Origin of the sequence: Planotetraspora kaengkrachanensis (genome assembly GCF_016862895.1) — a bacterium.
Lineage (GTDB): Bacteria > Actinomycetota > Actinomycetes > Streptosporangiales > Streptosporangiaceae > Planotetraspora > Planotetraspora kaengkrachanensis.
The window spans coordinates 55975-75141 of the sequence record NZ_BONV01000005.1 but is presented as its reverse complement, the minus strand read 5'-3'; the positions used below and the strand labels follow the sequence as shown (position 1 = coordinate 75141).

Annotated in this window: 20 protein-coding genes; 6 read left to right on the top strand and 14 right to left on the bottom strand. The window is 67.2% G+C overall.

The genetic code is table 11. The features are described 5' to 3' along the window. Positions 1-29: 29 nt before the first annotated feature. The 3 genes from Pka01_RS08635 to Pka01_RS08625 form a co-directional block, all read right to left on the bottom strand. A complete protein-coding gene (locus tag Pka01_RS08635; protein ID WP_203882100.1) occupies positions 30-440 on the bottom strand; it encodes a VOC family protein in 411 nt (136 codons plus the stop codon). A 150-nt stretch (positions 441-590) separates the two neighbouring features. Further along, on the bottom strand, positions 591-1943 hold the full coding sequence (locus Pka01_RS08630) for a sensor histidine kinase (RefSeq protein ID WP_203882099.1): 1353 nt from the start codon (positions 1941-1943) through the stop codon (positions 591-593). 491 nt (positions 1944-2434) lie between these two features. Then, entirely contained in the window at positions 2435-3319 is an 885-nt protein-coding gene (locus tag Pka01_RS08625) for an AraC family transcriptional regulator (RefSeq protein WP_203882098.1), read from the bottom strand. Positions 3320-3507: 188 nt separating this feature from the next. On the opposite strand from Pka01_RS08625, the gene Pka01_RS08620 reads away from it, so the two are divergent. The 3 genes from Pka01_RS08620 (at position 3508) to Pka01_RS08610 (ending at position 5749) form a co-directional block, all read left to right on the top strand. Continuing rightward, positions 3508-3822 carry a putative quinol monooxygenase gene (locus Pka01_RS08620; RefSeq protein WP_203882097.1) on the top strand — a complete coding sequence of 105 codons (315 nt, stop codon included), beginning with the start codon at positions 3508-3510 and terminating at the stop codon, positions 3820-3822. A gap of 53 nt (positions 3823-3875) precedes the next feature. Beyond that, a complete protein-coding gene (locus Pka01_RS08615; RefSeq protein ID WP_203882096.1) occupies positions 3876-4841 on the top strand; it encodes an alpha/beta hydrolase in 966 nt (321 codons plus the stop codon). An 83-nt stretch (positions 4842-4924) separates the two neighbouring features. After that, the gene (locus Pka01_RS08610) at positions 4925-5749 is read left to right on the top strand and encodes a helix-turn-helix transcriptional regulator (RefSeq protein WP_203882095.1); all 825 of its coding nucleotides are present in this window, start codon (positions 4925-4927) and stop codon (positions 5747-5749) included. A 54-nt stretch (positions 5750-5803) separates the two neighbouring features. On the opposite strand, the gene Pka01_RS08605 is transcribed toward Pka01_RS08610, so the two are convergent. The 11 genes from Pka01_RS08605 to Pka01_RS08555 form a co-directional block, all read right to left on the bottom strand. Then, positions 5804-7066, bottom strand: a complete 1263-nt coding sequence (locus Pka01_RS08605; protein WP_203882094.1) for a flavin-dependent oxidoreductase — start codon at positions 7064-7066, stop codon at positions 5804-5806. An 86-nt stretch (positions 7067-7152) separates the two neighbouring features. Further along, the gene (locus Pka01_RS08600) at positions 7153-7926 is read right to left on the bottom strand and encodes an ABC transporter ATP-binding protein (protein ID WP_203882093.1); all 774 of its coding nucleotides are present in this window, start codon (positions 7924-7926) and stop codon (positions 7153-7155) included. Positions 7927-7937: 11 nt separating this feature from the next. Further along, a complete protein-coding gene (locus Pka01_RS08595) occupies positions 7938-8816 on the bottom strand; it encodes an ABC transporter permease (RefSeq protein ID WP_203882092.1) in 879 nt (292 codons plus the stop codon). 19 nt (positions 8817-8835) lie between these two features. Next, on the bottom strand, positions 8836-9612 hold the full coding sequence (locus Pka01_RS08590) for an ABC transporter permease (RefSeq protein ID WP_203882091.1): 777 nt from the start codon (positions 9610-9612) through the stop codon (positions 8836-8838). Continuing rightward, the gene (locus Pka01_RS08585; RefSeq protein WP_203882090.1) at positions 9609-10589 is read right to left on the bottom strand and encodes an ABC transporter substrate-binding protein; all 981 of its coding nucleotides are present in this window, start codon (positions 10587-10589) and stop codon (positions 9609-9611) included. The genes Pka01_RS08590 and Pka01_RS08585 overlap by 4 nt, the downstream gene beginning before the upstream one ends. A 259-nt stretch (positions 10590-10848) precedes the next feature. Further along, positions 10849-10995 carry a hypothetical protein gene (locus Pka01_RS08580; RefSeq protein ID WP_203882089.1) on the bottom strand — a complete coding sequence of 49 codons (147 nt, stop codon included), beginning with the start codon at positions 10993-10995 and terminating at the stop codon, positions 10849-10851. A gap of 115 nt (positions 10996-11110) precedes the next feature. Next, the gene (locus Pka01_RS08575) at positions 11111-11770 is read right to left on the bottom strand and encodes a methionine ABC transporter permease (protein WP_203882088.1); all 660 of its coding nucleotides are present in this window, start codon (positions 11768-11770) and stop codon (positions 11111-11113) included. A gap of 51 nt (positions 11771-11821) precedes the next feature. Continuing rightward, positions 11822-12922, bottom strand: a complete 1101-nt coding sequence (locus tag Pka01_RS08570) for a methionine ABC transporter ATP-binding protein (RefSeq protein ID WP_239114841.1) — start codon at positions 12920-12922, stop codon at positions 11822-11824. A gap of 43 nt (positions 12923-12965) precedes the next feature. After that, entirely contained in the window at positions 12966-13940 is a 975-nt protein-coding gene (locus Pka01_RS08565; protein WP_203882087.1) for a MetQ/NlpA family ABC transporter substrate-binding protein, read from the bottom strand. A gap of 263 nt (positions 13941-14203) precedes the next feature. Continuing rightward, the gene (locus Pka01_RS08560; protein ID WP_203882330.1) at positions 14204-15418 is read right to left on the bottom strand and encodes an NAD(P)-binding domain-containing protein; all 1215 of its coding nucleotides are present in this window, start codon (positions 15416-15418) and stop codon (positions 14204-14206) included. 36 nt (positions 15419-15454) lie between these two features. Next, positions 15455-16003: an OsmC family protein gene (locus Pka01_RS08555; RefSeq protein WP_203882086.1), complete on the bottom strand. Its 549-nt coding sequence runs from the start codon at positions 16001-16003 to the stop codon at positions 15455-15457. Between the two features lie 96 nt (positions 16004-16099). On the opposite strand from Pka01_RS08555, the gene metX reads away from it, so the two are divergent. From metX to Pka01_RS08540, 3 genes are read left to right on the top strand one after another with little or no spacing between them, the layout of a single operon-like run. Continuing rightward, on the top strand, positions 16100-17311 hold the full coding sequence (gene metX, locus Pka01_RS08550; protein ID WP_239114840.1) for a homoserine O-acetyltransferase MetX: 1212 nt from the start codon (positions 16100-16102) through the stop codon (positions 17309-17311). Positions 17312-17330: 19 nt separating this feature from the next. Further along, positions 17331-18668 (top strand): O-acetylhomoserine aminocarboxypropyltransferase/cysteine synthase family protein, encoded by a 1338-nt coding sequence (locus tag Pka01_RS08545; RefSeq protein ID WP_203882084.1) that lies wholly within the window; start codon positions 17331-17333, stop codon positions 18666-18668. Continuing rightward, positions 18665-19147 carry a CoA-binding protein gene (locus Pka01_RS08540; RefSeq protein WP_203882083.1) on the top strand — a complete coding sequence of 161 codons (483 nt, stop codon included), beginning with the start codon at positions 18665-18667 and terminating at the stop codon, positions 19145-19147. Before Pka01_RS08545 ends, Pka01_RS08540 begins: the two co-directional genes overlap by 4 nt. Positions 19148-19167: the final 20 nt, after the last annotated feature.

Sequence of the window (19167 nt, the reverse complement as noted above, 5' to 3'; positions counted from 1 at the left end):
CGCGCACCCTTGTAGCGCTTGGAGCCGCCCTAAGCGCGCTTGGGCCAGATGAGGCCCTGGTCGGTCCAGATGACACCCTTGTTGTGGCAGAGGCAGAAGGGGTGACCGACGGGGTCGGTGTAGACGCGCCAGCCATAGCCGTCGGAGCCGATGGAGTCCTGCTGCAGGGACGCCCCGAGGGCCAGGACGCGGCTCTGTTCGGCCTCGATGTCGTCGACCTCGAAGTCGAGGTGGAATTGCTTGGGGTGCTCGCTGTCGGGCCACTGTGGGGGGTGGTAGTCCTCCACCGGGTTGAAGGCCAGCTCGATCTCGCCGAACTGGATACCGGCCCAGTTCTCGTGGCTGCCCTCCTTGAGCGGGCGACCCGTCACCTCGGAGTAGAAGGCCGCCAGTTTCATCGCGTCTGGGCAGTCGATGATGAAGTCGGTAAGTCGCAGCATTCTGGGATCTTGTCACAAGATCAAATTCTGTGGTTCGTGGAATCCGCACTTCGTCCAGGCGCGAGACACACCGAGGGCGGTCCGCCGGCATCCAAGCTGCGGGCGGTGTCGAGCCGGGTGAACCGCTGGAATGCCGCTTACGGATGATGATCATGGACTGTCGAGGTCAAGGAGCTCTGTTCCATCTCCGGAGGCTGGAAGTCGGGGATCCTTCGTCTCCAGAGCCGGCAGGCGGAGGACGAATCGTGCGCCTCGTGGCGAGTCCTCGACATGTAACGTCCCTCGGTGGGCGGCGGCGACCTCTCGCGAGATGGCGAGGCCCAGTCCGGTGCCGTTTGGATCTTTCTGGCGCCCGTCATCCAGGCGGACGAACGGTTTGAAGATTCGTTCGCGGTCGCAAGGGGCGATTCCATCGCCATCGTCGGTCACCGACACGACAACGTGGCCGTCCACGCGTGTCGCGCTGACCTCGACCCGAGTGTCGGCATGCCGCTGCGCATTGACCACCAGGTTGTTCAGTACGGCGCACAGTTGTGACCCGCTCCCCAAGACCTTCAGGTCATCCTCGACGCGGGTGAACACCGGGACGTCACGGCACGTAGTGATCAGTTTGTCGCTTATCAGCGCAGAGACGTTGACGGGTTCGGGGGGCGGCGCAGCAGCTGTTCGAACCCTGGCGAACATCAACATGTCGTCGATCACTGTGCGTAATCTCTCGGTCATCGACAGACTCCTGGCGATCGTCGCGCGCGGATCGACCTCGTCCGGATACAGCAGTGCCTCGTCGAGCTCAACTTGCAGGGCGGCCAGGGGCGTCCTGAGTTCGTGGGAAACGAGTGAGGCGAAATGCCGCTGGTGCTCTACAGCCGCTTCCAGGCGGGCCAGCGTGTGATTGAAGGTGCGGGCCAGTTGTCCGATTTCGTCATCTTGAGGCGGCTCGGGCACACGCAGCCGGAGGTCACTTACGGTGATATCGGATACTCGAGCCCTGATGTCCGCCACTGGGCGGAATGTCTTGCCCACCACGACCCAGGTGATCCACGTCGTCACGATGATCGCTAACACGACCATGATCAAAATAAGGAGCCCCAGCCGGGTGCCGGCCAGGGTGAATGGCTCTGGCATTCCTGCGTAGACGACATGGGGATCGCCTCGCCAGAGCAGTGAGGCCTCCTGAGGCGAGATTCGGATCGCCGTCACCAGGATGCAGTGGCCGTGTGAGCATCGCTCGAGATGAAGAGCGTGGTGGCTGTACGTGGGACGGGCCTTGCTCAACGGTGGCCTGCCCAGCGCCGCCCGAGAGGCCGCCTCCACGCGTCCATGGGAGTCCACGAGTTGGAGGAGCGGGACGTTCGCCGTCGAACGCGGCGCCGGCACGTGGCCCGGCTTCATTCGGGCGATCCACTCGCTTGCCGCTCGTGTCATGAGCGTCCACATCCGGCTTTCGATCGTCTTACGGACAGCGATGTCGAGGGCGACCCCGATCGCGCTGAAGACGAGCAACGCGAACAGCGCAGCCGCAGTCGTGAACCGTGCGCGGATCGAGCAAAGTCGTCGGTGAAGTCCCATTGATTCCTCGAATCGTGGCTCACGTTTCCGTGGCGACATCGCCATGCGATGCCCGCAGGGCCGAAGACACGTTCCGTACCTTTTGGAAGTCGTATGTGCGGCGATCATCGGTACATCAGGCGATCACCCGTCATGCGGACGTCGCGGATGAACGCACCTGAGTCGTCAGCGCATCTATCGATGCAGACCGCCGGCACGCCGACCATCTCTCAGTGAAGCCGCGGGCCACCTGCAGAAGTGCATCGTCCGTGGTTTCTGCTACAGCTTGCACGAGTATACGGTCTACGGGGTTCTGTATACATTTCGGCTGGCCTGCAAGCAGGTGATCCTGCTGCCGGGGTCCCACCTATGGCTGCTACCGCCCAGAACCGGGACCGTCTCCCCACCTGGGCTGGAGCCCCTTGATCCGGTCGCCGCAATAGGGATCAACGCGTGGGGTGGTGCAGACGGGCGGCGTCATGACTGGGCGGGGTGCCGTACTGGCGGCGGTATTCGCGACTGAACTGGGAGGGGCTGTCGTACCCCACGCGGTGGGCGATGGCGGTGATGTCGCGGGGGTGCGTGGCGAGCAGGAGCCGGGCCTGCTGGAGGCGGATCTGTTTCTGAAACTGGATGGGGCTCAGCGCGGTGACGGTCTGGAAGTGCCGGTAGAACGCTGAGGGGCTCATACCGGTCAGCCGTGCCAGGTCCTCGACGCGGAAGGGTTCGGCGTAGTTGTCGCGGATCCAGCGGACGGCTCGGGTGATGTGGCTCAGGTTGCTGTCGGCGAGGCCGAGCTGGCGTACGGCGCCGCCCTGCTCTCCGGTGATCAGCCGCCAGAGGATCTCGCGTTTGACCATCGGCGCCAGAACCGCCTGGTCGCGAGGCCATTCGAGCAGGCGCACCAGGCGGATCAGAGCGTCGAGAAGTCCGGCTGTCATGTCGGCGACGGCGATGCCCGGGAGTGCTCCCGCCCGGGAACGGGGAAGGTCGCCGGGCCCGGCATGCAAGAGGAGGTCGGCGATGGCGGACGGTTCCAGAACGAGCGCCATTCCCAGCGCCGGGTGCTGCGGGCCGACGTCGACGAAGTGGCCGGTGACCGGCAGGTCGACCGACGCGACCAGGTACGTGCCGGGCCGGTACTCATGTATCCGGTCGCCCACCATCAGGCGTTTGGCGCCTTGAGTGAGGACCGCCAGCACGGTGCCGGACATCGTCAGTGCCGGCGGGCCCGGCCGCTCGGCCTTCGCGATGTGCAGGCCGTCGATCGCGGTGGTCTCATCGGGCCGGACGTGCCGGGCCAGCAGGGTACGAAGCTCCTCGAGTCCCATGCCCTGATTCCATCACAGCGACCCTGGCTCCATTCCACTTGAGTAGAGGATCGTGCAAGAGGCGGAGAGCTTCCTTCTACCAGTCCCTTGCTCAGCAAGGTGAAATTGGATCAGCGAAGCCGCCGACCGGATGACGAAGGATCACCTGGTCGGGAGGATTCTGCATCTGTCCGACAAGGAGCTCCGTCATGAACGTCCGCTATGGGTTCAACGCCACCCTGACCGCCAAGCCCGGCATGGGCGCCCGGCTGGTCGACCTGCTGTTGACCGGCCTGGACGAGGGCAAGCCGGCCGCGAGCGAGCACTGCCTCGTCTACCTCGTGTGCCGTTCGGCGTCCGACCCCGACGTCGTCCACGTCACCGAGGGCTGGACCGGCGAGGAGGACCACCACCGGATCTTCGCCGGTCAGGCCGCCCAGGCGATCGTCTCCCAGGTCCAGGACCTGGTCGTCGCGGAATCCCCGTACACCGACTACGTCCCGGTCGGCGGCAAGACCTTCTGACCCCGCCCCCACACCCCTCCCACTGACCCGAAACACGTACCGAAAGGACTCCCATGCCGTTCCTCGCACGCCCCGCTCTCGACCCCGAACTGAATGATCTCCTCGCCGACATGCCGCTCATTCCCGAGGTCACTCCGCGGATCCTCCCGCAGCTGCGCCGGATGGCCCTGACGCCGATCGAGACCCTGCTCGACGGCCGCGCCGTAGACCGGCGCGAGGTCACCGTCCCCAGCTCCGACGGCGCGCGAATCCCGATGACGGTCCTCACTCCGGCCGACGCCGGACCCGGAGCTCCATGCGTCTACTGGATGCACGGCGGCGGCATGATCATGGGTGACCGGTTCTCGCAGATCGACATCCCCCTCGAATGGCTCGACCTGCTCAGAGCCGTTGTGGTCACCGTCGACTACCGGCTTGCGCCCGAGGCCGGCGGCATCACCGCTGTCGAGGACTGCTACCAGGGCCTGTCGTGGGTCGCCGACCACGCTGACGACCTCGGCATCGACCCCGACCGCATCGTCGTCGCGGGCGCAAGCGCCGGCGGCGGCCTCGCCGCGGGCGTGGCCCTCATGGCTCGCGACCGCGGCACCCCCGCGATCGCCGCCCAGATGCTGATCTGTCCCATGCTCGACCACCGCAACGCCACCACCTCCAGTCGCCAGTACGCCGGCGAACCCGGCGTCTGGACCCGCGAAACCAACGCGTTCGCCTGGAACGCCGTTCTCGGCGACCTCACCGACGACCAGGTTCCCGGCTACCTCTCACCCGCCAGGGCCGAAGACCTGTCCGGCCTGCCCATGACCTACATCGATGCCGGTTCCGCAGAGGTCTTCCGCGATGAGGACGTCGACTACGCCACGCGCATCTGGGCCGCGGGCGGCCAGGCCGAGCTCCACGTCTGGGCCGGCGGCTTCCATGGCTTCGACGCCCTCTTTCCCGACGCCCGACTGTCGACCGCCGCCCGCCGAACCCGCACTGAATGGCTCGCTCGTACGGTCGACCCCGAGACATCCCGGTAACGACACCCCCCGACGCGGATCACCCGACCCGGTGATGAGTCGTTTTGCAGGTTGTTGACCTGGGATTTCCTATCGTGCCTGGAATGAGCACTCTTCTGGGAGAGTTCCTTCGCGCTCGGCGCCGGCTCATAACCGTTGATCAGGTGGGGCTGACACGTGTGGGCGGGCGTCGCCGGACTCCGGGGTTGCGCCGCGAGGAGATCGCGATGCTGGCCGGTCTGAGCGCCGACTACTACACCCGGCTGGAGCAGGGGAGGGATGACAACCCATCGGATCAGGTGCTCGCCGCCTTGGCACGGGCTCTCCAGCTCGACCCCGCTGCCACCGAGTACCTGTTCAAGCTCGCACACCCGCGAGCATGCGTCCAAAGGACCGTTTCGCGCGCGGATCAGGTCAGCCTCCGCGTGTTGCGGTTCATCGAGAAATGGGATGACGCATCAGTCTTCGTGGTGAACCGTCGGTTGGACATTCTGGCCAAAAACCGGGTGGCCACTGCGCTCTTCGAGGAGGTGGATTACACCGACAACCTGATCAGATTGGGCTTCCTCAACCCTGCGGCACGCCAGTTCTGGTTGAACTGGGAAGAGGAAGCGGCTGCGAATGTCGCTCACCTGCGTGCCGTGGCGGGCCCAGACCGCGACGACCCGTACTTGCTCGAGCTGGTTGACGAGATCTCACGGGAAAGTGAGGAGTTTCGCCGGCTCTGGGCTCGCCACGATGTACGTGGCAGGAACCAGGGACTCATCCGCTTGCACCACAGCGAAGTCGGCGAGCTGACCTTTTCGCTCGAGACGTTGCGGATCGAGAGCGCTCCCGGCCTGCGTATCCTCGTCGCCGAGGCTGTGCCACGCGGCCCCGCTGACGATGTCTTGGCCAAGCTGCACGTGCTCGCCACCAGCCGGCAGTGATTCGAGCAGACGTGCCGGGCGCGGCCGCCGACTGCTACACCGACGTCAAGTGAACTACCGGGCGCGAGGCACCGGCGTCCACGGCGAGGGCAGATTCCGGCCGTCGGTGTGCGAGATCGACAGGTAGCCGTCCGCCAGCGCGGCGAGTTCCTGCTCTGACAGCACCTCGTCCACGCGGTCGAAGCCGTCGGGTGCCCGCCGCGCGACGGTCTCCATGATGGTGTCCCCGCGGGTGGTGCGGTTGGCCAGAACGATCGGGTTCACCGTCTTGCGCCGTACCGCCTCGTAGGCCGCGAGCCCGGCGGCGGGGGAGTCCGCCCGGGTGAGCTCGTAGGCGAGCGCCCGGGCGTCGAGGATCGCCTGCGATCCGCCGTTGGAACCGAGGGGGTACATCGGGTGCGCGGCGTCGCCCAACAGGGTGACCCGGCCCCGGCTCCAGAACGGCAGCGGGTCGCGGTCCACCATCGGGTACTCGAGGATCTCTTCGGCGCCGCTGATCAGCTCGGGCACGTCGAGCCAGCCGACGTTCCAGTCCGCGAAGTGGGGGAGCACGTCTTCGAGCCGACCGGCCCGGTTCCAGTCGGGCATCTCGGTGAGCCGGCCGGTGGCCGACTGGACCTCGGCCAGCCAGTTCAGCGAGGCCCGGCCTCGGTCGTCCGGCCGGGAGATCGGATATACGACGAACTTCGCCAGGAATCTGGTGCCGAGGATGGCCATCGTGTGGCCGTCGAGGAACGCGTCGGCCTCAGTGATGCCGCGCCACAGCCGGACACCGTTCCACAGAGGAAGGCCCTCGCCGGGATGCGACTGGGCGCGCACCGCGGAGTACAACCCGTCCGCGCCGATGAGGGCGTCGGCCGTCTCGACGAACTGCTCGCCGGTCGCCTGGTCCCGCAGCGTGGCGGAGACGTGGTCGGGCCCGTCGACGAACCGGACGAACGTGGTGCCGGTCCGCACCGTGTCCGCGCCCAGCCGCTCCCGCACCGCCGCCAGCAGAAGCATCTGGAGCTCGCCGCGGTGGATGCTGTACTGCGGCCACCGGTAGCCGAGGGCGATCCCGCGCGGCTCGCCCCAGACCCGGTTCCCGTGCCGGTCGAAGTGCGCGAACGACTCCACGGGCAGGCCTGTCGCGCTGAGCGCGTCGCCCAGGCCGAGCTCGATGAGCTCCCGGGTGGCGTGCGGGAGCAGGTTGATGCCCACGCCGAGCGGGCGCAACTCCCGGACGGAGTCCACCACTTCGACGTCGACACCTGCGGCGTGCAGGCTGAGGGCGGTGGTGAGCCCTCCGATCCCGGCGCCCACTATCAGAACTCGCATGGTGGCGGACCTTTCGTCGATCGGGCGGCCGCGGCCGGCCAGGACGGCCGGGAGCGGCCGGAGGACGGGCATACGGCGGGAAAGTGTCAGGACTTCGGCTCGTCGGCCGCCTCGCGGCCGCGTACCAGCCGGCCGACCTCGGCGCGCAGGTGGACGAACTCGGGCAGCTCACGGGTGGTGATCTGGTCGCGTGCCGTGGGCAGCCCGACCCACAGGTCCGCGCGGACGCGCGCGGGCCCCTTGCTCAGTACGACGACCCGGTCGCCGACATAGACGCTCTCGTCGATGTCGTGGGTGACCAGCAGGATCGTCATGCCGCTGTTCCCGCGCACCCGCAGTAGCAGGTCCTCGAGGTCCTCGCGGGTCTGCGCGTCCACAGAACCGAACGGCTCGTCCATGATCATGAACTCCGGCCCGTAGGCCAGGGCGCGGGCGATCGCCACGCGTTGCTGCATTCCGCCGGACAGCTGCCAGGGATACTTGGCCGCGGCGTCGGGAAGGCCGACCGACTCGAGCGCCTTCATGGCGTTCTCCTGGCGCTGCGCCCGGTTCTTGCGGCGGCGGCGGAGCGGCAGCGCGACGTTGTCGCGCACCGACATCCATGGGAACAGTGAACGGCTGTAGTCCTGGAAGACCACGGCAAGGTTGTCCGGGACCCGGTCGACGGGCTTCCCGTCGAGCCGGACCTGGCCCGCAGTGGGCGCTTGCAGTCCAGCGATGCAACGCAGAAGGGTCGACTTCCCGCAGCCGGAGGGGCCCACGATGCTGACCAACTCGCCTGGCCTGACCTCCAGGTCGATGCTGGAGAGGACGGGGGGAGCATCGCCGTAGGCATGGGACAGGTTCGCTACCTCGAGCACTCAAACCACCATCATGAGTCGAGTCCGCGTGCACGGCTGTGCCAGGAGAGGAAGCGGCGCTCCACCAGTGCGAACACCGCGTTGAACAGGCACCCGAGGATGCCGAGTAGCACGATGCCGGCCCACATCTCCGGCAGTTCCATGCCCTGTTGCGAGCTGATCAGATGCGCGCCGATCCCAGTCGTGCTGCCGATGAGTTCGGAGATGACCATCAGGATCAGGGCGAACCCCAGGCTGACCCGCAGGCCCGCGAAGATCTTCGGGGCGGCGGCGGGCAGGGTGATCCGGAAAAGGCGGGCGGCACCGGTGATGCCGAATACCTCGGCTGTCTCGAGCTGCAGCTTTTCCACGGTGCGGACTCCGTCGGCGGTGTTGAGCAGTACCGGCCAGATCACGCCGAAGGCGATCGTCGAGATCTGCATCTGGGCGCCGAAGTCGAACACGACGATGAAGAACGGAATCAGGGTGGGCGGCGGGACGGCCCGGCCGAACTGGAGCACCGGGTCCAGGATCTCGCGCGCCACGCTTGAGCGGCCGAGCAGGATGCCGAGCGCGAGGCCGACGACTGCGGCGAGCGCCCAACCGCAGAACAGGTTGACGAAGCTCGGCTGGAAGTCGTCGAGCGCCTTGTCGGTGAGGAACAGGTGCGTGGCCGGCCCGGAGAACCACAGCTCGTGGAATACCCGCACGATCGTGGACGGCGGGGGGAAGTAGGCGTCCTGCTTGGTCCGGGCGATGATTTCCCAGCAGCCGACCAGCAGAGCGACCAGCCACAGCCGGGCCGCGCCGCCGGTGAGGATCCGCAGGCCAGGCACGCCGGTGGGGCGGCGTCGCCGGCCGTTCGTCCCGGTGGGCCGTTCGGCCGGGTGGTCGCCGGTGATGGCGGTCATGTCGCGTTCTCCCGCTCGGTCATGCCGACGCCTCGGTCCGGACCGCGTGCCATCGGAACGCCCGTCGTTCCAGCGCGACGAGTCCGACGTTGATGAGCGCGCCCAGCACGCCCGCCCAGATCGCGCCGGCCAGCATCAGGTCGGGGCGGCCGCCCCCGGACTGGGTCTGCAACAGATAGCCGCCGACCCCTTCGCCATTGCCCGCGACGAGTTCGAAGCTGACCACCACGACCAAGCCCACCGCGGCCGAGATCCGGACGCCGGTGGCCACGAACGGCGCGGCGCTCGGCAGGCTGACCCGCAGCAGAATGGCGGCCTTGCCGAAGCCGAAGCTGCGCAGCGTCTCCTTGGCCAGGGGGTCGACGTCGCGCAGCGCGTAGAGGGTGTTGATCAGGATCGGCCAGCAGGCCGAGTAGAACACCAACGAGACCTTCGACTCGGTGATCGAGCTGAAACTCACGATGGCCAGCGGGATCAACGCCACCGATGGGATCGGGCGCATGAGCTCGACCAGCACACGGGTGGCCCGGTTCAGCCAGGGTGTGGTGCTGAGTGCCATCCCGACCGCGACCGCCACCACGGTGGCGAGCAACAGTCCGAGAACCCATGCCTCAAGCGTGCTCCCCACGGCGCTGAGGAACTCGGTGTCGCCGAAGAATTCCGCGGCCCGCAGCAGCACGGTGGACGCGGGCGGCAGGGAGGTGTCGGAGAACCCGGCCCTGGAGACCAGCTCGGCGACCGCGAGCACTCCCGCGACCCCGATCGTGCCACGGACGATTCGCGTCCAGTTCGTCATCCGTTCTGCAAGACCATCGAATTCACGTCGACGTCGTTCTTCAGGTAGCCGAACTGCTTCATCACGTCCGCGACCCGCTGGATCCGGGAGGCGCTCGTCGACGTGGGGAAGTTGTTCAGCGCGACGACGCTGATGACGGTCGGCGGGAGCTTCGTGTACTTGGGCACGACCTCCTGGAGAACGGCGCGGTCGGCGGCGTCGGCCTGGGCCTTGACGATCGCGCGCTGGAAGGCCGCAACCGTCTTGGGGTTCTCCTTCACGAACTCATCGCTGGCCGCGTAGCCGGTGATCGGGATGTCCTCGGTGGCACCGGTCGAGAAGTCGGTCAGCAGCCGCGCGCCGATGTTCTGCTGGATCTGCGTGACGAAGGGCTCGGGCACGACGACGGCGTCGACCTTGTTCTCCTTGAGCGCCGCCTCCTGGTTGGGGAACGGGATGACCTGAAAGTCCTTGTCCTCGTCGATCTGAACCCCGTAGGGCGCGAGGGCGGCGCGGACGAGCAGGGCGATCTGGTCGTGCTTGGCGTTGGTGGCGATCTTCTTGCCGACCAGGTCCTTCGGGCTGCTGATCTTGGAGTCCTTGGCGACGAGGATCGCGTTGAGGTTCTTCGTCATCGAGGACGCCTCAGCGATGATCTTCGGCTTCAATGTGCCACTGTCCGCCGCCAGCAGCCAGCCCACGTGCCCGCCCTGGCTGATGTCCAGCTGCCCGCTCTTCAGCTGCGGAATGGCCGCGGCGCCACCGGCTATCTGCCTGAGGTTGACGGTCAGCCCCTCGGCTTTGAAGTATCCCTTGGTGATCGCGATCTGGACCGCGGCGCCCTCGATGATGGGCATGACGCCGACGTTGAGGTTGGTCTTCTCCAGCCCGTTGGCGGACTTCTCCGAGTCGCTGCCGCCACAAGCGGCACTCGAGAGGACGAGCGCGACGGCCAGTGCCCCTCCGAGTGAGGCGCGGCGTAGACGAGCGAACTTCATGAACGCTCCTTCGAGAGAATGCATGGGGGGAAGTGGGCCGCCAATGCGCGGCTTAACCGCCGGCGACTTCAGCGTAGGAAACGGTGCGTGAGACCGATCTTCACCAGGATATTTACGCACCGCGCTGTATATAAGTCAAGATGGAACAAGCAGACATAAGGGGCGATGCTTGACGTATTTGTGCTGCTACGCCACCTACCGTCGTCCCCTTCACCCCACGAAGTCGGCTCGTGCGGTAGCGACCGAAGTGTCTTTTCGGTCAGGTCGCCATCGCGAGAGCGGGTAGGTCGACAAGCTTGACCGGACGGGCCACCACCGGCATGACGAAGCTGTACGGATTTGTCGTCTCGCTGCGTGCGATGAGTTCGCCGAGTGGGTCGAACTTGTCATGTTCGGCTCGTCGCATCCGCTCCGTATGAGTTCACTCAGCTCAGCAGAACCAAAGTGATGAACTGACTGCGAATTGGCCGCGGGGGAGTCCTGGTAAGAGGTCGCCCGGCGCGGCGATTATTGGCGGCCGCTCATCGGCGCAGGGCTCGGCGGGCGAGCCAGTTGCCGAGGAACTGGCCGGCCTGGACGATGACGACGATGGTGGCGACGCTGATGTAGACGATCGGCCAGTTGTAGCGCTGCGAGCCGTACGTGATCGCGAAGTCGCCCAGACCGCCGCCCCCGAACAACCCGGCCTGGGCCGACATGTCGACGACGGCGACGAAGATGAAGGTGTATCCGAGAATGATCGGGCCGAGAGCCTCGGGAATCAGTACGGTCACGAGGATGCTGATCGGGCGGGCGCCGGCCGCGCGGGCGGCCTCGATCACGCCGGGGTCGACGGTGAGAAGATTCTGCTCGACGATCCGGCCGACCGCGAACGCCGCGGACAGTGACAGCGCGAAGGTGACCGCGTTCGTCCCGATGGTGGTGCCGATGGTGTGGAGCATGATCGGCTGTATCGCGGTCAGGAAGATGACGAACGGGATAGGCCGCACCACATTGACCAACACGTTCACGAGCACGAACACGGGCCGGTTCGCCAGCAGGCTGCCGGGGCGGGTCGCGTAGAGCACCAGGCCGAGGCCCAGTCCGAGCAGCCCGCCGACGGAGACGGAAATGAGGACGATATAGAAGGTCTGCCGGATCGCCTCGCGGTAGACGGGCAGGTTGGTGAGGAACTCGTGCATCTCACTCGCTCTTCTCGGTCACGACGCCGGCGTCCTGTTGGGAGTCGTCCATCACTCCGGCTCCTCGATCAGGTCGACCCCGTCGGCGCGCAGCGCCGCGAGTGCGGTGTCCACGGCACCGTCCGGTCCGGTCAGCTCGAAGGTCAGACCGCCGACCGGACGGTCCTGCAGCTCGCTGATGCCCCCGAAGACGATCTCCGCGGCGACCTGATGGTCCAGGAACGTGCGCGCCAGGCGGGTCTGGAACCCCGCCTGGTCGCGGACCCGGACGGTCACGAGACGACCGGAGTGGGTGGCACGCAGCCGTGCCAGGGTCGCCGGTGATGGGCGGTCGCGCAAAGTCGTTCCGATGAAGCGGGCGGCCGCCTCGGTCTGCGGGCGCGCGAAGACGTCGTACACGCTGCCGGTCTCGACGACCCGTCCGGCGTCGAGCACCGCGACCCGGTCGGCGACCGCCCGGATGACGTCCAGCTCATGGGTGATGAGCACGATCGTCACGCCGAGGTCGCGGTTGACCCGGCGCAGCAGGCCGAGCACCTCGCCGGTCGTCTCCGGATCCAGGGCGCTGGTCGCCTCGTCGGCGAGCAGGAGGGACGGCTCGGTCGCCAGCGCGCGGGCGATGCCGACCCTCTGCTTCTGCCCGCCGGAGAGCTGCTCGGGGTGGTCGTGGGCGCGGTCGAGCAGGCCGACGAAGTCCAGCAGTCGCGCGACCCGCCGCTCCCGCTCGTCGCGTCCCAACCCGGCGACCTTCAAGGGGTAGGCGACATTGCCCGCGACCGTGCGCGATCGGAACAGGTTGAACTGCTGGAAGACCATACCGATGTCACGCCGCACCTCGCGTCGGCCCCGCTCGCCCAGCGCCGTGAGCTCGTGACCGCCGACCAGCACCTGCCCGGAGCTGGGAACCTCCAGGCCGTTGATCAACCGCAGCAGTGTGCTCTTGCCGGCACCGGAGTAACCGATGATCCCGAACACCTCGCCCCGCCGGATCTCCAGGTCGACGTCCTTGAGCGCCGCCTGCGGCACGCCACGGCGCCCCCTGCCCGGAAAGATCTTGTCGACATGCTCCAAACGCACGTGCACGTCGCCGGACACCCGCACACCGTCAGGCATCTGCGCCGGCTCGATCGCCGGCCCGGTCTCGGTGGACATCGGCCTCCTCATCTTCTGTGGACCCCGGCAGGCGGTGAGTCACCTACTGCTGTGCGGCCCTGGCCTGGCTTTCGACCGTCGTCAACTCGGACTGCAACTGCTCCGGCGGCACCGTGCGGAAGACGGCCGTGCCACTGTTGGCCTTCTGCACGCCCGCCTCGACCGCAGGGTCGTGGTAGAGCGCGGCCAGTTTCAGGTACGTGGGGTCGTCCTTGTCGGCGGCCCGCGCGACGAAGGCGTTCACGTACGGCGCGGCGCTCGAACTGGCCGGGTCGTCCTGGAAGATCGTGTTCGTCGTCGCCAGCTTCGCCGCGGTGGCGAAGTTGTTGTTCACGATCGCCGCGGCGACCGATCCGTTCTGCAGCGCACCGGCGGTCTGCGACGCGTCCAGCGTGACCACGTCCACCTTGTGCGTCTGGATGTCGGTGGTGGCGGAGAACGCCGTGCCGCCGTCTTTCAAGGTCAGCAGACCCGCCGCCTGCAGGACCAGCAGGCCGCGAGCCTCGTTGATCGCATCGTTGGGGATCGCGACCTTGGCCCCGTCGGGCAGCGCCGACGGCGCACCGTACTTCAGCGAATACAACGGCAGCGGATACACCGCGGTCGACCCGATCGGTTCCAGGTCGTCATGCGCGGTGACGTTGTAGTTCGCCAGATACTGGATGTGCTGGAACTGGTTGAGGTCCAGCTGCTTCTCCTTCAACGCCGGGTTCGGCTGGCTGTAGTCGCTGAAGTTCACGAGTTCGACCGTCACCCCGAGCCGCTTCCTGGCCAGATCGGAGAAGGTCTTCCAATACGGCTGCGACGCGTCCGTCACGCCGATTCGCACCGTCTGCGGGCCGTCGTCGCCGCCCCCGAAGGACCGGACAAGCCCGACCACCAACCCGGCGACCACGACCACCGCGAGGGCGGCGATCCACACCAGACGCCGGCCCGCACCGCCCTTCGACGGCAGTCGTGGTTCGGCCGGCGGCGCTCCCTGCGCCGACGGTCCCGGCGCCTCAGCTGACTCGGACACGGCAACCTCCATGAAGATCGAGACAAAGACGGAATAGACCGCACAACAAGGCGCCGTGGGCCGCGGAATGGACACCCCGTCTCGCCCCGGAGGGCGATGAGGAAGAGGCCTCACGGAGACAACGGTGCCCTTCAGGCATACCTATAATAACGGTAGGGTTTACCGGAATATGTCCATTGGGGCGGTGATCGGGATCACGTTCGCGACGCTGTCCCACCCGGCGGCAGTCGGCCACATCGGTGTCGGCGGATCCGCATCAAGGATCACCGGCGCGCGGCCAAGTAGCCCGCGAGGTGATCTATCACCTCGCGGGCGTCGTCCTCGACGCCGTAAATGAACGTGGACTTGCGTCGCCGCAGCACGGGTAGCCCCAACGCGTACAGGCCCGGGCTGTCGACCACGCCGCCCTCGTGGCGAAGCCGGCCCTTCGCGTCGACCACGGGCACGTCGAGCCACCTGTAGTCGGGCCGAAATCCCGTCGCCCACACGATCGCGCGGATCTCGCCGCTTCGCAGGTCGATCTGCCATCGCGCCGACTCGGGCACGTGTGTCGACGAGAAGCGCTCGGGAGGATCGACCTCGGCCTCGCACCCGTGAGCCCGGGCCCAGTCGTCGAACGTGTCCAGCAGGCGCCGCATCTTGAGATCCGCGAGCGAGAACACGTTACGCAGGCCACCGGAGAACAGCGCACGGCCGTCACGCACAGCCGCCCAGCGGCCCACCAGCTCGACACCCATAGCGGCGAGCGCGTTGAGATCGAGCGTGCTGCGCTCGGGGCTTCCGATCAGCTGCGGCGAGGGCAGGCGCCGCGCCCGCGTCAGATCATCGACCTCGTCGTGGCGCTGGTCCCACACGCCGGCGGCGTCCATCCACCACAACACATCACGCCCCCGGTACGTACGGGGCAACCGCACATGCTCGCCGACCGAGAGGGTCACCGGCCGGCCGGAGGCCTTCAGCTCGGCGGCCAACTGCACGCCGGTAGCCGACGCTCCCACGACGAGCACCGCACCGTCGGGCAGTTGGGCGGGGCCGTTGTAGTCGAACGGCGTCAGTTGCACGACGGACGCCGGCACCGCGTCTGTGAACTGCGGCACAGTCGGCTGGTTGCAGGCGCCGCTCGCGATGGCCACCGCCCGGCAGCCGATTTCGCCGTGGCTCGTCGTCACGCGGTACCCGTCGTCGGTGCGTCGCACCGATGTGACGTTCGTCCCGGTCCGGACGGGGGAGCGCGAGACGGCGGCGAAGTGCTCGATGAACTCGATCACTTCGCCCATCGTCATGTAGCCGTCGGGATCCGGGCCGTCGTAGCGATGGCCAGGCAGGCGGCTCTGCCAATTGGGAGTGAGCAGCCGCAGGGAGTCCCAGCGTTCGTGTCGCCAGGAGTTCGCCACCTCGCCGCGCTCGAGCACGACGTGGTCGATCGACCGGTCGCGGAAGAAGTGGCTCGCGGCGAGGCCCGCGTGCCCCGCACCGATGACGACCGTGGTGGTGCGTTCGATGGTTCGGCTCCCTCAGGCGACTTCGACGGTGACGTTCGTCGGGTTCGTGAGGGCGTCGAACACGGCGGAGCGCTTCTGGGACTGGGCCACGAGAGCTTCGATGTCCTCCTGCGAAGCGTCCGCGTCGATCGTGAACGTCACCTTGATGTCGTTGAAGCCGTTGCGCACGTCCGAGTCGGCGCCCAGGATCCCGCGAATGTCGTGGTCGCCTTCGACCGTCGACTCGACCGAGCGCAATTGAATGCCGCGATTTTGTGCCACGGACGCCACGCCCGCCGTCAGGCAGCTCGCCAGGCCGACGAGAAGGTACTCGATCGGCGTGATGCCGTTGTCCTCCGCCGCGAAGACCTCAGGGTGGTCGGCGGTGAACACCGTTTCCCTCTTGTGACTCTGCTCCTGACCGAGGCCGAAGAAGTTCTGGATCGTGGTCGTGCTGTGGACTCCGTTCTGCCACCTGGAGGACGCCCGCCAGGTGAACTGAGCCGCCTCGGGCGCGCCCTTCAGCACCTCGCGTGCGTCGAGCAGTGCCTGAACGTTGACTCCGTTGTCGATCGTCGTCATGTCCCGTGACGCCCCTTTCGCTGATCCCTGCATTTCCTGCCGGGATGCTCGACAATACTTTGGCCGGTACGGGTATGACTAGGTATGCTCTCGCCCATGATGCCGCCCTCGACGCTCCCTGCCGGTTCGGTCGGCAGTGTCGAAACGCAGTACCTCGACCTGCCGGAACCGGTGCAGCTGGACTGCGGACAGGCGCTGTACCCGATCCGCGTGGCGTACGAGACCTACGGCACCCTGTCTCCCGAGCGGGACAACGTCATCCTGGTGTGCCATGCGCTCAGCGGCGACGCCCATGCGGCGGGCTCGGCGAAGGAGTCCCCCGAGGAGAGCACACGCGACGGGTTCGGAGCCGAGGATCGCGACGGCTCGGCCGGCAAGGGGCTCGGCTGGTGGGACGGGATGATCGGCCCCGGCAAGGCGTTCGACACCGACCGCTACTTCGTCATCTCCACGAACCTGCTCGGCGGCTGTCGCGGGACGACGGGGCCGTCATCGATCAACCCCGCGACGGGCAAGCCGTACGGATCCGACTTCCCCGTCATCACGGTCGCGGACATGGTGCGCACCGAGCGAGCGTTCCTGGACGTCCTGGGTATCGAGCGACTCGCGGCGGTGGCAGGCGGCTCACTCGGCGGAATGCAGGCGTTGCAGTGGGCGATCCTGTTCCCTGATCAGGTCGATGCCGTCGTGGCGATCGCCAGCACGCACGCCCTGCACCCGCAGGGCGTGGCCTGGAACGCGATCGCGCGTAACGCCATCACGGGCGACCCCGCCTGGCAAGGCGGCCACTACTACGGCACCGGCCGCACGCCCGACGCCGGGATGGGCGTGGCCCGGATGGTCGGCCACGTCACGTACCTGTCCGCTCCGGCGCTGGACGACAAGTTCGGCCGGCGACTGCAGTTCGCCGACGACGTCCGCTACACGCTCGCCGAACCGGAGTTCGAGGTCGAAAGCTACCTCCGCCATCAGGCCGACTCGTTCGTCAAGCGCTTCGACGCCAACACCTATCTCTTCACGTCACGTGCGCTGACCTATTTCGATCTCGCGCGGCAGCACGGCGGCGGATCTCTCGCGCGGGCACTCGAACCTGTCTCCGCGCGGACGCTGCTGATCGCGTTCAGCTCCGACTGGCTGTACCCGCCGTCCGCGTCGGGGGAGATCGAAGACGCGCTGCGCGTTCTCGGCAAGCCTGTCGAGTTCCAGGTGATCGATGCGCCGTACGGCCATGACTGCTTCCTGCTTGAGGAAGCGCGTCAGACTCCGATCATCCAACGCTTCCTGGCCGAAGGTCAGGGCCGCGGGTGACGCCGAGGAAGAGGATTTGGTGACCGACAAGTTCCCCCGCGCCGAGAAAGCTCGCGCGTTCGGATTCGAGACACGACAGCTGCACGCCGGACAACGGCCCGACCCGAACACGGGCGCACGTGCGGTGCCGATCTTCCAGACGACCAGCTACGTGTTCGAAGATCCGGAATCGGCTGCGGCCTACTTCAACCTGCAGGAGTACGGGAACACCTACTCCCGCATCATGAACCCGACCGTCGCGGTGTTCGAGGAGCGAATGGCGAACCTGGAGGGCGGCTCCGGCGCGGTGGCGTTCGCCAGCGGGATCGCCGCGCAGGCAGCCGCACTCTTCACGCTGCTGGAGCCAGGCGACCACGTCGTCTCGTCCTCGGCGCTCTACGGCGGAACGGTGAACCAGTTCAAGCACCTGCTGCGCAAGATGAGCATCGAGGTGACATGGGTCGATCCCGATGACCCGGACGCGTGGCGGCAGGCGATCCGCCCGAACACCAAGGCCTTCTTCGGTGAGACGATCGGCAACCCGGCCGGGAACGTGCTGGACATCGAGACCGTGGCCTCCATCGCGCACGAGCACGAACTGCCCCTGATCGTGGACAACACGTTCGCGACGCCGTACCTGTGCCGCCCGATCGAGTGGGGCGCCGACATCGTGATCCATTCGGCGACCAAGTTCATCGGCGGCCACGGCACGAGCATCGGCGGCGTCGTCGTCGAGGCCGGCACGTTCAACTGGTCCAACGGGCGGTTCCCCGTGATCGCGGATCCGTCGCCCGCCTACCACGGCCTCCAGTTCCACGAGACGTTCGGGGCCTACGGCTATCTGATGAAGCTGCGCGCCGAGACCCTGCGCGATCTCGGCGCTGCGCTCGCGCCGTTCAACGCGTTCCTGTTCCTGCAAGGGCTCGAGACGCTGTCGCTGCGGATGGAACGCCATGTGGAGAACGCGCGGGCGGTCGCGGCGTTTCTCGAGTCGCACGAGCTGGCGGAGAACGTCACCTACCCCGGCCTGCCCTCGAGCAGGTACCGGCCACTCGTGGAGAAGTACCTGCCGCGTGGTGCCGGCGCGGTGTTCTCGTTCGACTGCGCCGGCGGCCGGGCCGGCGGGCAGGACCTCATCCGCGGCGTGGCGCTCTGGTCCCACCTGGCGAACGTCGGCGACGCGAAGAGCCTGATCATCCACCCGGCCAGCACGACGCACCGTCAGTTGGGCGACGACGAACTGCGGGCGGCCGGAGTCGGGCCGGGGACGGTGCGCCTGTCGGTCGGCACCGAATCCGTGTCGGATCTGATCTGGGATCTGGAGCAGGGCCTGGCCCGCGTCGCCGCGGAAACAGGAAAGAAGGGGGCGACGGCATGACCGATCTCGGGCGGTACCAGGACCCGTCGACGATCCAGCGCGTGCTGCACACCGCCAAGACGATCGCGATCGTGGGCCTGTCGAACAACGAGCTGCGGGCCAGCTACTTCGTCGGCTACTACCTCAAGCGGCACGGATATCGCGTGATTCCGGTGAACCCCCGCGAGAAGCAGATCCTCGGAGAGACGAGTTACCCGAGCCTGCTCGACGTACCCGTGCCGGTGGACGTCGTGGACGTCTTCCGCGCGCCGGACGCGCTGCCGGGAATCGCACGGGAGACCGTGGCGATCAACGCCGGTGCCCTCTGGTGCCAGTTCGGCGTCATCAACGAGGAGGGCGCGCGGATCGCGGAGGACGGCGGCGTGACGGTGATCATGGACCGCTGTCTCAAGATCGAGCACGCGCGGTACGTGGGCCGGATGCACTGGCTCGGCTTCAACACCCAGCGCATCACATCGGTTCGCGCCGGCCTCCAGTAGCCGGCGATCCGCAGCGTCTT

Coding starts and splice junctions, on each gene's coding strand:
- Pka01_RS08570 (WP_239114841.1), bottom strand. CDS start 12,922: ATGTCCACCGAGACCGGGCCGGCGATCGAGCCGGCGCAGATGCCTGAC.
- Pka01_RS08605 (WP_203882094.1), bottom strand. CDS start 7,066: ATGCGAGTTCTGATAGTGGGCGCCGGGATCGGAGGGCTCACCACCGCC.
- Pka01_RS08555 (WP_203882086.1), bottom strand. CDS start 16,003: ATGACGACGATCGACAACGGAGTCAACGTTCAGGCACTGCTCGACGCA.
- Pka01_RS08540 (WP_203882083.1), top strand. CDS start 18,665: ATGACCGATCTCGGGCGGTACCAGGACCCGTCGACGATCCAGCGCGTG.
- Pka01_RS08610 (WP_203882095.1), top strand. CDS start 4,925: ATGAGCACTCTTCTGGGAGAGTTCCTTCGCGCTCGGCGCCGGCTCATA.
- metX (WP_239114840.1), top strand. CDS start 16,100: ATGATGCCGCCCTCGACGCTCCCTGCCGGTTCGGTCGGCAGTGTCGAA.
- Pka01_RS08575 (WP_203882088.1), bottom strand. CDS start 11,770: ATGCACGAGTTCCTCACCAACCTGCCCGTCTACCGCGAGGCGATCCGG.
- Pka01_RS08590 (WP_203882091.1), bottom strand. CDS start 9,612: ATGACGAACTGGACGCGAATCGTCCGTGGCACGATCGGGGTCGCGGGA.
- Pka01_RS08595 (WP_203882092.1), bottom strand. CDS start 8,816: ATGACCGCCATCACCGGCGACCACCCGGCCGAACGGCCCACCGGGACG.
- Pka01_RS08635 (WP_203882100.1), bottom strand. CDS start 440: ATGCTGCGACTTACCGACTTCATCATCGACTGCCCAGACGCGATGAAA.
- Pka01_RS08585 (WP_203882090.1), bottom strand. CDS start 10,589: ATGAAGTTCGCTCGTCTACGCCGCGCCTCACTCGGAGGGGCACTGGCC.
- Pka01_RS08625 (WP_203882098.1), bottom strand. CDS start 3,319: ATGGGACTCGAGGAGCTTCGTACCCTGCTGGCCCGGCACGTCCGGCCC.
- Pka01_RS08620 (WP_203882097.1), top strand. CDS start 3,508: ATGAACGTCCGCTATGGGTTCAACGCCACCCTGACCGCCAAGCCCGGC.
- Pka01_RS08580 (WP_203882089.1), bottom strand. CDS start 10,995: ATGCGACGAGCCGAACATGACAAGTTCGACCCACTCGGCGAACTCATC.
- Pka01_RS08615 (WP_203882096.1), top strand. CDS start 3,876: ATGCCGTTCCTCGCACGCCCCGCTCTCGACCCCGAACTGAATGATCTC.